This window comes from Herbidospora sp. RD11066, from assembly GCF_054661255.1.
Window position 1 is genome coordinate 172,078 of the sequence record NZ_BAAGDO010000009.1, and the last position, 14,471, is coordinate 186,548.

At 70.0% G+C, this 14,471-nt stretch carries 17 protein-coding genes; 9 read left to right on the plus strand and 8 right to left on the minus strand.

Annotated features, from left to right (window positions below; translation table 11 throughout):
- Position 1 precedes the first annotated feature (1 nt).
- Complete coding sequence (locus tag ACYQ78_RS30340) at positions 2-1,243, plus strand: MurT ligase domain-containing protein (RefSeq protein ID WP_459804378.1); 1,242 nt, start codon at positions 2-4, stop codon at positions 1,241-1,243.
- Positions 1,233-1,940 (plus strand): type 1 glutamine amidotransferase, encoded by a 708-nt coding sequence (locus ACYQ78_RS30345; protein WP_459804379.1) that lies wholly within the window; start codon positions 1,233-1,235, stop codon positions 1,938-1,940. The genes ACYQ78_RS30340 and ACYQ78_RS30345 overlap by 11 nt, the downstream gene beginning before the upstream one ends.
- Here ACYQ78_RS30345 and ACYQ78_RS30350 read toward each other — a convergent pair.
- Both ACYQ78_RS30350 and ACYQ78_RS30355 read right to left on the minus strand, forming a co-directional pair.
- Positions 1,930-2,931 (minus strand): WD40 repeat domain-containing protein, encoded by a 1,002-nt coding sequence (locus ACYQ78_RS30350; RefSeq protein ID WP_459804380.1) that lies wholly within the window; start codon positions 2,929-2,931, stop codon positions 1,930-1,932. The genes ACYQ78_RS30345 and ACYQ78_RS30350 overlap by 11 nt on opposite strands.
- Before the next feature lie 1,149 nt (positions 2,932-4,080).
- Complete coding sequence (locus ACYQ78_RS30355) at positions 4,081-4,443, minus strand: DsrE family protein (protein WP_459804381.1); 363 nt, start codon at positions 4,441-4,443, stop codon at positions 4,081-4,083.
- Positions 4,444-4,477: 34 nt separating this feature from the next.
- Here ACYQ78_RS30355 and ACYQ78_RS30360 point away from each other — a divergent pair, with 34 nt between their 5' ends.
- From ACYQ78_RS30360 to ACYQ78_RS30380, 5 genes are all read left to right on the plus strand, one after another.
- A complete protein-coding gene (locus ACYQ78_RS30360; RefSeq protein ID WP_459804382.1) occupies positions 4,478-4,960 on the plus strand; it encodes a heme-binding beta-barrel domain-containing protein in 483 nt (160 codons plus the stop codon).
- A gap of 11 nt (positions 4,961-4,971) precedes the next feature.
- Complete coding sequence (locus ACYQ78_RS30365) at positions 4,972-5,262, plus strand: DUF2470 domain-containing protein (protein WP_459804383.1); 291 nt, start codon at positions 4,972-4,974, stop codon at positions 5,260-5,262.
- An 813-nt stretch (positions 5,263-6,075) separates the two neighbouring features.
- A complete protein-coding gene (locus ACYQ78_RS30370; RefSeq protein ID WP_459804384.1) occupies positions 6,076-6,486 on the plus strand; it encodes a Fur family transcriptional regulator in 411 nt (136 codons plus the stop codon).
- 20 nt (positions 6,487-6,506) lie between these two features.
- A complete protein-coding gene (gene ygfZ / locus ACYQ78_RS30375; protein WP_459804385.1) occupies positions 6,507-7,541 on the plus strand; it encodes a CAF17-like 4Fe-4S cluster assembly/insertion protein YgfZ in 1,035 nt (344 codons plus the stop codon).
- Positions 7,542-7,959: 418 nt separating this feature from the next.
- A complete protein-coding gene (locus tag ACYQ78_RS30380; protein WP_459804386.1) occupies positions 7,960-9,417 on the plus strand; it encodes a M48 family metallopeptidase in 1,458 nt (485 codons plus the stop codon).
- Here ACYQ78_RS30380 and dtd read toward each other — a convergent pair.
- Positions 9,414-9,839: a D-aminoacyl-tRNA deacylase gene (gene dtd, locus ACYQ78_RS30385; protein ID WP_459804387.1), complete on the minus strand. Its 426-nt coding sequence runs from the start codon at positions 9,837-9,839 to the stop codon at positions 9,414-9,416. The genes ACYQ78_RS30380 and dtd overlap by 4 nt on opposite strands.
- Before the next feature lie 33 nt (positions 9,840-9,872).
- On the opposite strand from dtd, the gene ACYQ78_RS30390 reads away from it, so the two are divergent.
- Together ACYQ78_RS30390 and ACYQ78_RS30395 are read left to right on the plus strand one after the other, a co-directional pair.
- The gene (locus ACYQ78_RS30390; RefSeq protein ID WP_459804388.1) at positions 9,873-10,781 is read left to right on the plus strand and encodes an asparaginase; all 909 of its coding nucleotides are present in this window, start codon (positions 9,873-9,875) and stop codon (positions 10,779-10,781) included.
- A 25-nt stretch (positions 10,782-10,806) separates the two neighbouring features.
- Entirely contained in the window at positions 10,807-11,778 is a 972-nt protein-coding gene (locus ACYQ78_RS30395) for a magnesium transporter CorA family protein (protein ID WP_459804389.1), read from the plus strand.
- Positions 11,779-11,842: 64 nt separating this feature from the next.
- Here ACYQ78_RS30395 and ACYQ78_RS30400 read toward each other — a convergent pair whose 3' ends face one another.
- The 5 genes from ACYQ78_RS30400 to ACYQ78_RS30420 form a co-directional block, all read right to left on the minus strand.
- The gene (locus ACYQ78_RS30400; protein WP_459804390.1) at positions 11,843-12,181 is read right to left on the minus strand and encodes a DUF2516 family protein; all 339 of its coding nucleotides are present in this window, start codon (positions 12,179-12,181) and stop codon (positions 11,843-11,845) included.
- Between the two features lie 126 nt (positions 12,182-12,307).
- Positions 12,308-12,700 (minus strand): hypothetical protein, encoded by a 393-nt coding sequence (locus ACYQ78_RS30405; RefSeq protein WP_459804391.1) that lies wholly within the window; start codon positions 12,698-12,700, stop codon positions 12,308-12,310.
- Positions 12,697-13,137 (minus strand): helix-turn-helix domain-containing protein, encoded by a 441-nt coding sequence (locus ACYQ78_RS30410; RefSeq protein WP_459804392.1) that lies wholly within the window; start codon positions 13,135-13,137, stop codon positions 12,697-12,699. The genes ACYQ78_RS30405 and ACYQ78_RS30410 overlap by 4 nt, the downstream gene beginning before the upstream one ends.
- 60 nt (positions 13,138-13,197) lie before the next feature.
- Complete coding sequence (locus ACYQ78_RS30415; protein ID WP_459804393.1) at positions 13,198-14,097, minus strand: M56 family metallopeptidase; 900 nt, start codon at positions 14,095-14,097, stop codon at positions 13,198-13,200.
- Entirely contained in the window at positions 14,094-14,450 is a 357-nt protein-coding gene (locus ACYQ78_RS30420; RefSeq protein ID WP_459804394.1) for a BlaI/MecI/CopY family transcriptional regulator, read from the minus strand. The genes ACYQ78_RS30415 and ACYQ78_RS30420 overlap by 4 nt, the downstream gene beginning before the upstream one ends.
- Positions 14,451-14,471: the final 21 nt, after the last annotated feature.

Sequence of the window (14,471 nt, forward strand, 5' to 3'; positions counted from 1 at the left end):
CATGAGTCAGTTGCCCTTGCGCGCCCAGCTCGCCAGCGCGCTCGGCCGCACCGCCGCGACGCTCTCCCGGGCGACCGGGCGCGGCGACGGATCCGTGATCGGCGGCCGGGTGGGCATGCTGCTGGAGCCCGACCTCCTGCGCAAGCTCGCCGCCGACAAGAAGCTCGCGCTCGTCAGCGCCACCAACGGCAAGACCACCACGACCCGCCTGATCGCCTCGGCGCTCCAGGAGCTCGGTGAGGTCGCCACCAACGCGTTCGGCGCCAACATGCCCGCCGGGCACGTCTCGGCGCTCTCCTCGCAGAAGAGCGCCCCCTACGGGGTGCTCGAGGTCGACGAGAAATACCTGCCCGAGGTCCTGGCCACCACCGAGGCCGGGGTCGTCACGCTGATGAACCTCAGCCGCGACCAGATGGACCGCGCGGCCGAGATCTGGCTGCTGGCGCAGAAGTGGCGCCGCGCCCTGGCCGGCAAGCCCGCCCACGTGATCGCCAACTGCGACGACCCGCTCGTGACCTGGGGCGCCTCCACGGCCGCCCGGGTGACCTGGGTCGCCGGCGGTCAGCGCTGGCACGAGGACTCGTGGTGCTGCCCCGAGTGCGGCGGCCCGCTCGACCGCGCCGAGGGCATCGTCAACGCCGACTGGGCCTGCCGCGAGTGCACGTTCAGCCGTCCCGAGCCCAACTGGATCCTCGACGGCGAAGACGCCATCGACCCCTACGGCCAGCGCTGGCGGCTCGACCTCCAGCTACCCGGCCAGGCCAACCGCTCCAACGCGGTCATCGCGCTGGCCACCGCCGCCGCCTTCGGCCTCGAACCCCAGCGCGCGCTGCCCCGCCTGCGCGAGGTCACCTCGGTGGCCGGGCGCTACACGACCGTCCAGCGCGACGGCCGCGTGATGAAGCTCCTGCTGGCCAAGAACCCGGCGGGCTGGCTGGAGGCCTTCGACGTCACCCGCGCCGAGCGCCCGATCATCCTGTCGGTCAACGCGCAGGGCCCCGACGGCCGCGACACCTCCTGGCTGTGGGACGTCGACTACCGCATCCTCTCGGGCCGCCAGGTCTACGTGACCGGCGAACGCCGCCTCGACCTGGCCCTGCGCCTCGACGTCGCCGGAGTGCGCTTCGTCCTGGTCGACACCTTCGGCCAGGCGGTCAACGCGCTCCCTCCCGGCGAGATCGACGTCATCGCCAACTACACCGCGTTCCAGTCGATCCGGACGGAGTTCGGCCGTGCAGTCTAGTCTCCGCATCGTCTGGATCTACCCCGACCTGCTCTCCACCTACGGCGACCAGGGCAACGTGCTCGTGCTCGAACAGCGCGCGCGCAGCCGGGGCATCCCGGTCGAGACCGTCCACGTGCGGTCGTCCGACCCGGTCCCCGAGCAGGGCGACATCTACCTCATCGGCGGCGGCGAAGACCGCCCCCAGATCCTCGGGGCCGAGCGGCTGCGCCGTGACGGCGGCCTCCACCGGGCGATCCAGCGGGGCGCGTCCCTGCTGGCCGTCTGCGCGGGCTACCAGATCATGGGCTCGGTGTTCGGCGGCGAAGAGGGCCAGCCGGTGCCCGGCATCGGCCTGCTCGACATCTCGTCGGGCCGGGGCGAGCGCCGCTCGGTCGGCGAACTGGCCGCCGAGGTCGACCCGTCGCTGGGCCTGCCGACCCTGACCGGCTTCGAGAACCACATGGGCGTGACCCGCCTGGGCCCCGGCGTGACCCCGCTGTCGCGCACCCTCGTCGGCACCGGCAACGGCGACGGCACCGAGGGCTGCTTCGCCGGCAAGATCATCGGTACGTATCTGCACGGCCCCGCCCTCGCCCGCAACCCGGCCCTGGCCGACCTGCTGCTCCGCTGGGCCGTCGGCCCGCTCCCGCAGATCGACGACACCTGGTACGACCGCCTCCGCAACGAACGCCTCGACGCCGTGCTCAAGCCGTAGGGCCGAGGTCCCACGTCCACACCGAGCCGTCCCACGTGCCGGCGAACAGGTGGGTCCGCCCGTTCAGGTGAGCGACCTCCATGCCCTCGGGCCCGGTGCTCGGCCCTCCGAGTGGAGGGCCGACCTGCTTCGACGTGGTCAGGTTCCACTCACGGAGGGTGCCGTCGTCGGCGCCCGAGAACCCGATCGTGGTGCCGCCGACGTCGGCCAGCGCGACGCACTTGACCGGGTTGGGCAGCCTTTCCCCCAGCAGGTGGCCGAGGGGCTGCTCGGCCGTCAGGTCCCAGAGGCGGGCGGTGCCGTCCTCACCGGCCGACAGGGCGACCGCCTTGCCGTCGGCGCGGCCCATGGTGAGGTTCCAGATCGTGCCGTCGTGACCGCCGAGGGGCACGCCCGTGGGCTTGGCGTCGAGCGGGGACCACCGTCTGACCAGCCGGTCGTCCCCTCCCGAGAGCAGCACCGGCACCCCGCCGACCAGGTCGAACGCGATCGCCTTGGGTGGGAGCGCGAGCGGCTCGCCCAGCACCCGGTGCTCCGGGGTGGCCGACGCCACATCCCATTGGCGGATCGTTCCGTCGTCTCCGGCCGAGTAGGCGACCAGGTGCGTGCCGATGAGCCCGAGTGCGAGGGCGTTGATCCCGCCGGTCTCCTGTCCGGCGTTGAGCACCCGCCCCTGGCCCGAGGCCAGATCCCACACCCTGACCGTGCCGTCGGCTCCTGCGGTCACCCCGATCGTCGGCCCGCCTGGGGGAGTGGCGACCTTGACGGCGAAGACGGCCCGGTCGTGACCGGTGAGCACCCCGCCGATGCGCTCACCGGTGACGAAGTCGCGGAGGTGCACCGTGCCGTCCTGACACCCGAACAGCACGACGGGCCGCTCCCCGAGAAACCCGCAGGACACCGACCAGACGGCACCGTGCTCCCCCGACAGCGGCCCACCGAAGAGCGTCCCTTCCCGCGGCCCAGGCTCACCCGACCACAACCGAGGCACCAGCACCGCACCTGCGGCAGCCACGAGTGCCGCTGAGATGAGCAGCGTCCGCCGCGACAATCCAGAGGAACGGGCCACATCCGATTTGGCGTGGGATGCCTGGTCAGGTGTGGCCGCACCCCAGTCGCCGATCTCTTGTGCGGCTGCTGCCGGGATTGTCTGAGCGTGTGGTGGCGCGAGCGCGGTTTCTGCGGCGGGGATCTTCTGCGCGGCGGCTGGGGGGATTGTCTGGGTGTGGGGCGCTGAGGGCGCGGTTTCCGCGGCGGTGATCTCTTGTGTGGAGGGTGCGGGGGTCGTCTGGGTGTGCGTTCCTGCGGGCACCGTTTTTGCGGCGGTCTCTTGTGCGGCTGCTGCAGGGGTCGTCTGAGCGTGTGGTGGCGTGAGCGCGGTTTCTGCGGCGGTCTCTTGTGCGGCCGCTGCGGGGGTCGTCTGAATGTGGGGCGCGGACGGCACCTTTTCCGCGATGGTGGTCTCTCGCGCGGTGGCTGTCGGAATCGTCCGGGCGTCTGGTGGCGTGGGCGCGGTGCTCTCTTGTCCTACGACAGCGGGGACCGTCTGAGCGTGTGTTGGCGTTGTCCCGGTATCTGCGGCGGCGATCTCTTGCGCGGCGGGGTTCGTCTGAGCATGTGTTATCGCAGGCACGGGTCCTGCGCCGGGGAGCGATTGGCCGGCAGTCTTGGCCTCCGCGGCAGTGGATCTTGCCTCGGAAGGTGGCTGGTCTGCTGGGAGGTGTCGGCCTTGCGCACCCGTGCCGGAAATTTCGTGATGTGGTGTGGTGCTTCCGATGTCGTGGGGCGTGGGGGCGGCCGGGCCGGAGGGCGTCGCGGGGGTGCCTGCGATCGGGGCAGTGATGGCGGCGTCGGCGGTGAGCCACAGGCGGTGGAATTCTTCGGTCCGGGCGCCCAGGGCTTCGGCGATCAGTTCGAGGGCGCCCCATCTGGGGAGGCGTTCGCAGAGGATGACCGTTCTCGCCGTGGTGTGGCTCATGCCGGTCTGTTTGGCGAGTTCGCGGTAGCTCGGTTTCCCGGCCACGCGGTATTGCTCCTGAAGGCGGGAACGTAATTCGGCCAGCGGGTCACCGGGTGTCATCTTTAAGCCCCGTACAAGAATAGAAGGGACTTGCCTCGCTCAGGCCGAAGCTTAATGGCCTCAGTAGACCAGCGCCTGGACACCTTCTTGGGTGATTTCCTCGACGAACGTCGGCGCGCCCGCGATGCGGATCCCCTCGATCAGGTCGTCGAGGGTGATGCCGCGCCGGGCGGCGCACTGGGTGCACAGGGTCACCCGGCCCGCGGCCAGCACGGCGGCCAGCAGGTCTTCGAGCGGGGCCGCCTCGGCGAGCTTGAACTCCTCGGCCCGGCCGGGCAGGGCGAACCACGACGACTCGCCGGTCAGCCAGAGCGACACCCCGACCCCGCTGACGATCGCCGCGGCGGCGACGTTGAAGGCCTGGTTGCACCGCTCGGGGGCGTCGGCGCCCGCGGTCACTTTGATCACCAGTTGGCGTGCCATGCCCGCAGCCTAAACCCGCACTAGCCTTGTCGGCATGGACGTACATCCCGATCTTGAGCCGATCGCGTTCCTGCTGGGCCACTGGGAGGGCGCCGGGGTCATCGGCTACCCGACGATGGAGAGCGCCAACTTCGGCCAGGAGATCGTTTTCGAACACAACGGCAAGCCGTTCCTCAGCTACCGCAGCCGCACCTGGCTGCTCGACCAGAAGGGCGAGAAGGTCCGTCCGCTCGCCAGCGAGTCGGGCTTCTGGCGCGTACAGCCGGAGCGCCAGATCGAGGTCATGCTGGCCCACCCGACCGGGATCATCGAGATCTACGTCGGCGAGGTCGTCTTCCACAAGATCGAACTCATCACCGACGTCGTGGCGCGCACCGTCACCTCGAAGGACTATGCGGCCGGCAAGCGCCTCTACGGCCTGGTCAACGGCAATCTCATGTACGCCTACGAGATGGCCGCCGTCGGCCTCCCCCTGCAGGACCACGCCTCGGCGGAGCTGAAGAAGGTCGCCGACTAGGATCGGGCGCCATGAGCACCCCGCTGACCTCCGACGCGGTCGAGGCGATCAAGAAGCACATGAACGACGACCACGCGGCCGACGCGCTGCTGATCGTGCGGGCCCTGGGCGGCAAGCCCGACGCCACCGCGGCCCGCACGACCGACGTCGACACCGAGGCGATCCATTTCGAGGCCGACGGCGACCCGATCACGGTCAAGTGGCCCGCGCCGATCACCGAACGCGCCCAGGTCCGCAAGGCGGTTGTCGAGCTCTACCAGCAGTCGTGCGAGATCCTGGGCGTCGAGCCGAGAGGCCACTGAGACGGCCCGCACCGACAGGAACGCGAACCGGCCTGCCGAGGAGCCACTGAGGCGGCCTGTAAGCAAGACACGAAGTGGGCCCACGCACGCCGCTCACGAGCACGGCCGGCGGCGCAGGAAGTCTCTCGCGGATGTGGCTCGGCGGGCAGTGGGTTGTTCGCGGGTAGGGGCGCGGCGGTGCAGCAGGTCGTTCGCGGGCATGGCGCGGGTGGTGCAACAAGTTGTTCCCGAGTAGGGCCCGGCGTTGCGGCCAAGTCTTTCGCAGACGTGGTCCGGCGCTGCAGCAAGTTATTCGCGGGGGCGGCCCGACAGCACAGAAAGTCTTTCTTGGGCATATCCCGGCGAGCATCAGGTCGTTCGCGGGTGTGGCCGGCGGTGCGGCAAGTTGTTCGCGGGAGTGGCCCCGGCAGCACAGAAAGTCTTTCGCAGGCGCGGCCCCGCGGGCAGCGGGTCGTTCGCGGACGTAGCCCAGTGGTGAGGCAAGTCTTTGGCGGGTGTGGCCCGGTGGTGCGATGACACGGGGGCAAGAAGAAACCCCGGGCGCGTTCCGCTCGGATGAGCGGGCCGGCTGGACCAATGGGAAAGGGTCTAACGCCCTGACCCGCCGGCTGCCCGGGGTTCCGGTGTCTGTCTGGATCTGCGCTCGGACGCGCCGACCCGGAGCTGGCCCGGATCGGATGTCCTAGCGGACAGCCACCTCGCTAGCCCAATCATGATTAATCATTAGTCGGACCACCTCCTTTCTGCGTGCTTCGTACGCTAAGCGCTCCCTTCCGGGGCGGGCAAGTCAATTACGAGCCGTAGGATTTCCGCATGACCGACACCTGGCACGACGAGCTCCGGGCCCGCGGATATCGGGTCACTCCGCAGCGCCAGCTCGTCCTCGAGGCGGTCAGTGCGCTCACCCACGCCACTCCCGAGGAGATCTGCGCGAAGGTCCAGGAGACCGCGCGCGGCGTGAACATCTCGACCGTCTATCGCACCCTCGAACTCCTCGAGGAGCTCGGGCTGGTCACCCACACCCATCTCGGCCACGGGGCGCCGACCTACCATCTGGCCGCCGACGCCGACCATGTCCACCTGGTCTGCCGGGGGTGCGGGCAGATCATCGAGGCGCCTCCCGAGCTGGTCGGCGACATGGTGGCCAGGCTCGACACCGAGATGGGCTTCCAGACCGACGTCCACCACCTGACGATCTTCGGGCGGTGCCGCGACTGCCGCTGAGCGGGCTTAGCCTGAGAGGTATGCGCAGCCCTTTGCTGGACGTCCCCGGAGCAGTCCCCGCCGCGTCCCCCGACGACGCCGTGGCCGCCCACTACGGCGATCTCTACGCCGAACAGCGGGCCCTGGCGGCCGGGCGGGCCGTGGTCGACCGCAGCAACCGTCCCGTGATCACCGTCTCCGGGCCCGACCGGTTGAGCTGGCTCAACAGCCTGAGCTCCCAGAAACTCGACGACCTCAAGCCCGGGGTCTGGACGCAGACGCTGTTCCTCGACCCGCAGGGCCGCCTCGAACACCACCTCTACCTCCGCGACGACGGCGACACGACGTGGATCCACGTCGAGCCCGGTGCGTCCGAGGCGCTGGTGACCTGGCTCGAGAAGATGCGCTTCATGCTCCGTGTCGAGATCACCGACGTCTCGGCCGACTGGGCCGTGATCTCCGGCGTGCCGGGCGACGACCGGCTGATCCCCCGCTCCGAGCTGGCCGAACAGTCGTCGCTGGCCGGGTTGTGGGCCTATGAGGCGCTGCGCATCGAGGCGTACATCCCCCGGTTCGGGTTCGACACCGACCACAAGACGATCCCTCATGAGCTGGGGCTGATCGAGACGGCCGTCCACCTGAAGAAGGGCTGCTACCGGGGGCAGGAGACGGTGGCGCGGGTCCACAACCTGGGCCACCCGCCGCGCAGGCTGGTCTTCCTCCACCTCGACGGCAGCGTCGACGACCTGCCTCCCCACGGAACCCCGGTGACTCTGGGCGTCAGCACCCCGGCCGAGGCCGACCCCGAGGCGGCCACCGACGGCGCGGCGACCCCGGGCCAGATCGGGTTCGTGGGCTCCTCCGCACGCCACCACGAACTCGGGCCGATCGCCCTCGCGGTGGTCAAGCGCACCGTCCCGGTCGACATCGACCTGGTGGCCGGTCATGTGGCCGCCAAGCAGGAGGTGATCGTGCCGCCAGACGCCGGTCGCAACGTCACGGTCGACCCGGAACTGCGGCGCCAGGCCGCGAAGATGGAGCGCGAGCGCTCCGCCAAACGCCCCAATCTGATGTAAAGGCCCGGCGGAACTGCGGCGCCGGCCCCCTTACGGCCCGTGAACGGCCGGCTGAGCGCCTCAATCGGCGATACTGCGGCCGCCGGGCCGTGATGGTGGCCGGTGGACGGTCGGCTGAACGCCTCAACCTGGTGTAAGCGCCCGGCGGACCGAGTTGTCAGGCCGTGATGGAGGCCCGTGGGTGCTCCGCCAAACGTCCGGCGGTACTTGCGGTGCCGGGCCGTGATGGTGGCCGGTGGGCGGTTGGCTGAACGCGCCGACCTGATGTGAGCGCCCGGCGGACCGAGTTGTCAGGCCGTGAGGGTGGCCCGTGAGTGTTCCTCCAAACGCCCGGCGGTACTGTGGCGTCGGCCCGCGAACACACTCCGGCAAACGCCACAAACTGATACAAAAGCCCCGTTGGCACTAACGTGCTCGCATGGGACGTGCCCTGGTGTCGATCGTGATGTTGTGCGGGCTGATCGGAGTGGCCGCTGCGCAGCTCATCGGGTTCGTTCTGCTGTTACGGGCGATACCCCCGGGAGGCGTGCCGGCAGGTGGCTTCGTGCTGCTCGTGCTGGTCATGTTCGGCTGGGCCGGCTGCCTGGTCTACGCGCTGGGGCGTGGGCTGTGGCGGGCGCTGCGGTGGCGGGACGAACACTCGTCCGGGCCCGCCCTCGACGCCGATCAGGCCCCCGGGCTGTGGCGGCTGGTGCGGGAGGTCGCAGAGGAGGCCGGAACGCGTCCTCCGCACGAGGTCCGGATCACGTCGGAGATCAATTTCTGGTACGGCCATGCCTTCGTGCGGGGCCACCGCGCTCTGTTCCTCGGTCTGCCGCTGCTCCAGACGATGACGGTCGGCCAGGTCCGGTTCGGCCTTGCGCACCACCTGGGGCACTTCGCCGCTGGTCACACCCGGTGGGTCGGGGTCGCCCTCCGGTGCGGCACGGCCATCACCGCCACCGCCGAGGCCCTCGGCCCCACCAATCCGGCCGGGTGGGCGTTCCGTGCGTACAGGTGGCTGTGCGGGGTGATCGACGGCTTCGTCTGCCGTCGCTGGGAGTTCCGCGCCGATGCCATCGGCGTGCGGGTGGCCGGGTCGGCCGCCGCGCTCGATGCGATGCACGAGATCTGGGCGATCAGCTCCGCATGGAACTCCTTCCACGAGTTCCACCTGCAGCCGGGTCTGGACGCGGGACATCTGGCCGGCGACCTGTTCGGCGGGTTCGCCGAATTCGTCGCCGCGCGCAAGAGCGAGGTCGACGCCCTGCGGGCCAAGCCGCTCCCCGGCAAAGAGTCATGGCGGGATCCCTATCCGGCCTCGGCGACCCGGGCTGCGCGGTTTCGCGAGTCCCTCGTCCCGTCGGACGGGCGGCCCGCCACAGCGCTGATCCACGACCTGCCCGCCGCCCAGGCGGCGGTGCAAGCCACTTTGCTGGAGATCACTGTGGCGGCCATTCGGGCCGAGGGCAGGGAGCCCGAAGAGGACATGGTGCTGGCCTGGCCCGAGTTCACCCATGCGGCCACCACCGCGCAACTCCAGCGTGAGGCCGACGGGATCCTCGCCACCATCGGGCTCACCGGCCCTGGGCTGCCGCAGGTGCTGCGGATGCTCGAAGACGGCCAGCTCGAAGACGTCGCGCGGCCGCTCTTCCCGGACGCCAAGACCGAGGAACTGTCCGAGCTGTTCCTGACGCCGTTGGAGATGCTGATGAACCTGGCGGCGGTCCACGCGGGGAAGGCCACGTTCCGGCACTCCTGGAGCGAACCGGCCGAACTGGTCACGTCAGACGGGAGCCCCCTCGACCTGACCGGGGTGGCCGAACGCGCGGTCACCGACCCGCGGGGCGCCACCGCCGAACTGGCCGAGCTCGGCATCGGGATCTGGCGAGCCTAGACGTCGATGACCAGGGTGATCGGGCCGTCGTTGAGCAGGCTGACCTTCATGTCGGCGCCGAACCGGCCCGTCTCCACCCGCGCGCCGAGCCTGCGGAGTTCGTCGACGACCGCGACGACCAGGGGCTCGGCCACCGGGCCGGGGGCGGCGGCCTGCCAGGTCGGGCGGCGGCCCTTCTTGGTGTCGGCGTAGAGGGTGAACTGGCTGATCACCAGCAGCGGCGCCCCGATGTCGGAGCAGGACTTCTCGCCGTCGAGGATCCGCAGCCCCCACAGTTTCGCGGCCAGTTTGACCGATTCGGCGGGCCCGTCGGTGTGGGTGACACCGACCAGGACCATCAGGCCGGGTTCATCTATTGCTCCGACGACGGTCCCGTCGACCGTCACCGAGGCCTGGCTCACTCGTTGGACCACCGCGCGCATGGCCGGATTCTGCCATGCCCTACAGTCGACGGCATGTCCGAATTGCTGGTCGAGGTGGTCCGCTCCGGGTTCGTGGAGTCGGTCCACCGCGCCCGGGTCGTCGCCGTCGACGCCGAGGGTTCCCCCGTCCTGGTCCATGGCGACGTGCAGGCCCCCGCCTCGCCCCGCTCCTCGATGAAGCCGCTGCAGGCCGTCGGGATGCTGCACGCCGGGCTCGACCTCGACGGCGAGCTGCTGGCGCTGGCCTGCGGCAGCCACGCGGGCGAGTCCATCCACGTCGAGGGCGCCCGGCGCATCCTCGGCGACGCCGGTCTCGACGAGTCGGCGCTGCGGTGCCCGGAGGACTACCCCGACGACCGGGCCTCCCTCGACCACGGCCGCGTCTACATGAACTGCTCCGGCAAGCACTCGGCGATGCTCGCGACCTGCGCGGTCAACGACTGGCCGACCGAGGGCTACCTCGACCCCACCCATCCGCTGCAGAAGTCGATCAGGGGCACCGTCGAGGAGCTCACCTCGGAGCGGATCGCCGCCACCGGCGTCGACGGCTGTGGGGCGCCGCTGTTCTACGTGTCGATGGTCGGGGTCGTCCGCGCGTTCCGGCGGATCGTCACCGCCGCCGAGGGGACGAGAGAGCGCCGGGTCGCCGACGCCATGCGCGCCCACCCCGAGCACACGAGCGGCACGAAGCGGCCCGAGGCGGCGCTCATGCGCGGGGTCCCCGGGCTGATGCTGAAGGCGGGGGCGGAGGCGTTCGACGCGTTCGCGCTGTCCGACGGCCGTGCCGCCGCCGTGAAGATCGTCGACGGCGGCCAGCGGGCCCGCGTCGCGGTCACCGCCTACGCGCTGAAGGCCCTGGGAGAAGACGTCCCCGACGGCCTGGTTCCGCCGATCACGGGCGGCGGCCGGCCGGTGGGGGAGCTCCGGGTCAGAATGGCCTGAAACACCTGCGGAGTAGGCTGAGCCGGTGGCACGCACCCGGCTCTACCGCAACGGGAAACTCGAAGCCGAGGGCTTCCCGATCGCCGACGTCTCCGATCATCTCGACGAGCCCGACGCGGTGGTCTGGTTCGACCTGTGCACGCCGACGCGCGCCGACCTCGACGCGATCAGCGAGGAGCTGGGCCTCCACCCGCTGGCCATCGAAGACGCCCTGCACCCGAGCCAGCGCCCCAAGCTCGACATCTACGACACCCACATGTTCCTGAACGTCTACGCCACCCACTTCGACGAGCACACGGGTCGTCTGGAGTCGGTCGAGGCGTCGGCGTTCATCACCGAACGGGCCCTGGTCACGGTACGCACCAGCGAGTCGTTCTCGATCGACCAGGTCCAGCGGCGCTGGGACTCCGGCGGCAACCTGGCCGAACACGGGGTGGCGTTCCTGCTGCACGGCCTGCTCGACTACGTCGTCGACACCCACTTCGACGTCGTCGAGGCGATGGACGACCAGATCGAGAAACTGGAAGAGGGCCTGTTCCACGAGACCCTGCCGGGCCGGGACGAACAGCGGCAGACCTTCGAGCTGCGCAAGAGCCTGGTGGGCCTGCGGCGGGTGGTCGCCCCGATGCGGGAGCTCGTCAACACCCTGTTCCGCCGCAACGACGTCATCAGGGACAGCAGCCTGGCGCCCTACTTCCAGGACGTCTACGACCACGCCGTGCGTGCCGCCGAATGGACCGATTCACTGCGCGACCTGCTGGGCAACATCCGCGAGGCCCACATGACCATGGCCAACAACAAGATGAACCTGATCATGAAGCGGGTCACCAGCTGGGCCGCGATCATCGCCGTGCCCACCATGATCACCGGCTTCTACGGCCAGAACGTGCCCTACCCGGGCTCGCAGCAGCCGTGGGGATTCTGGACGTCGACCGGCCTGTGGCTGGTCGCGTCGGTCATCCTCTACACCCAGTTCAAAAAGCGCGACTGGCTTTAACGACGCGGACGGGCGAAGGTCGGCCGTTGCCCGCGTCGGGCATCTGCTCGACTGAACAGGCCCCCTACCACGGACCGTAGGGTCCCTGGTTGCCGCCGCTGCCGCCTTTGTACTCGTTGACGGCAGGCTTCACGTCGGCCAGGTAGATGCCGGACGCGATCACCGAGGCGATGGTTAGGAAGTTCAGCATGTACATCCCCTCGCCCATGTATCCGGTCGCGGCGGCGAGGGTGAATAGCGTTGCCAGCGCAGTGAAGATCATCCAAAGGTTCTTGCTGAGTTTGCCTGCGGCCTGGAAGGCCCGTGCGGGGGTGCGGATCGCGTGGATCAGGGCCCACGCCGACATCCCGAACGCCGCGACAGTGAGGCCCCAGAAGATGATGTCCAGAACAGGGTTGAGCATCTCGTCACTCCCGCTGGGTCAAGGTCGGAATGTCCACCAGCCTAGTGTCTGGTTTCGGTAGTGCGCAGGACGAGAAAACCGTGGCCCCGGCGGGATTCCTCCCGCCGGGGCCGTCGACCTCGGTCGTTACGACGCCTTCGAGGCCGTCGGGGTCTTGCGGGGAGCCGGGCGCTTGACCGGCGTGGTGGCCTTGGCCGCGGTGGCCGGGTCGGCCGCCTCGGAGACCTCGGTCAGCTCCAGCGCGGCCTCGCCGCTGGCCTGGCTGACGATCTGGCGGCCACGCTTGGCCAGGTCTTCGTAGAGGGCGTTGAGCCGCTCGGCGACGGTGTTGGCGACGTCTTCGGCCTTGCCCTGCACGCGGCCGGCGTAGGCGTAGGCCTCTTCCCGGCGGATCTGCTGGAGCTGGATGACGCGGTCGGGGATCTCGCGCAGCTTCTCGACCGCGTAGTCGCCGGCGCCGGTCAGCGCGTAGAACGGCTTGGACTCGGTGATCTTCTTGACCTCGGTGGCGATGGTCATGACAGGTTGTACCCTTCTGAAGTGGCGTGACCGTTTAGTGAGGCCGCATCCAGGGGCTCAGCCGGTTGCGTCGGCTGGGCTCCTTCGGTTTCCGCGGCCCGGTTCTCCTTGCGGAACGACTCGTAGATGTCGACCAGCACCTGGCGTTGGCGCCCGGTGATCGTGACGTCGGCGCGGATCGCCGCCAGGACGTCACTGTCGGGCTCACGTTCGTCGATCAGTCCGGCCTGCACGTAGAGCGCCTGGGACGAGATGCGCAGCCCTTTGGCGATCTGGTTGAGTATCTCGGCACTCGGCTTGCGCACGCCTCGCTCGACCTGGCTCAGGTATGGAAAGGACACCCCCGCCTGGGCCGCGAGCTGACGAAGCGAGATCTTCGCCTGCGTCCGCTGCTCGCGGATGTATTCACCGATCGAGCCGACCTTGGGGAGTTCCATGTCGTCCAGCTTGCCAGAGCTTGTATGCATTTGCAAACGCTCTGGTTAACGATAGCTAACTCACTGGGGCAAGAACCACAAAAGGGGTGCCGACGTGGTAAGCAGGGCGGCCCCCGCGACGATGCCGTAGCGGTAGCGTCTGCGCATCGCCGGACCGGGCTTGACCAGGCGGTTCACCCGGGCCATCACGTTTTCGGCGCCCATGCCGAGCGCGCCGTGGGGGGTCAGGGCGACGCCGGCCGCGCCGAAGCGCAGCAGCGCGGTGGCCAGCCGCTTGGGCGGCACCCGCAGCCGGGCGTGGTCGTCGGCGGCCATCTCGACCAGCAGCGCGACCGACGCGTTGGCGTCGCGGACCACCTTCGACCACGGCAGCACCCAGCGCAGCGCGGCGAACGGCAGCAGCACCAGGTCGTGGCGCTCGCGCGCGTGGGCGTCTTCGTGGGCGAGCACCGCGGCGAGTTCGTCGCGGGACAGCAGGCTCAGGGTGCCCTCGCTGATCACGACCTGCGACTTCAGCCCCGGTACGCAGTAGGCGGCGGCGCCGGGGTGGTCGACCACACGTACACCCGGAACGGCGGGTTCGTCGCGGGCCACCAGCGACAGCAGCAGGCGGTGGCGGCGGCGGGCCTGGAGGGTCTGCGCCATGGCCACCACGACCACGGCCAGCAGCACGGTCAGCAGCGCGAGCCCGGCGGCCAGCGCGCCCACCCGCTGGAGCCCCGCGGGCTCACGCCAGTGGGTGACCAGGTAGACCAGCCCGTGGATCACCCCGCGCCCCCACGGTTCGAGGGCGTAGGCCAGCAGCGCGCCCACCGAGGCGAGCCCCCATGTCAGGCCGAGGGCCTGCCACAGGGCGATCGCGGCCCTCGGCGCCCGCCAGGTCCAGCGGACCGACGTCATCCGCCACGCGGCCAGCGCGCAGACGGTCGCGAGCGCGGCGAGCGCGACGGCCGCGATCACTCCTCCTCCAGCTCCGTGAGAGCTTTTCGGAGCACGTCGGCCTCAGTGCCGGACACGGCCTGGGCGAACCTGGTGAGCGCGGCGGAACGGTCTCCGGTCATGTCGAGGGCCTCCAGCATCAGCTCGGCGATGTAGGCGTCCCGGCTCGCGGCCGGTTCGTATCGCCAGGCGCGGCCGTCGCGGACGCGGGTCAGGAAGCCCTTGCGCGTCAGCCGGTCGAGCACGGTCATGACGGTCGTCGGCGCCAGATCGCGATCGGCGATCAGCCGCCCCACCTCGCGGGCGGTCAACGGAGCCCGCTCCGCCCAGAGAACGTCCATGATGCTGCGCTCAAGCTCGCCAAGACCCTTCACGACATTCAGCCTACCCGGCGT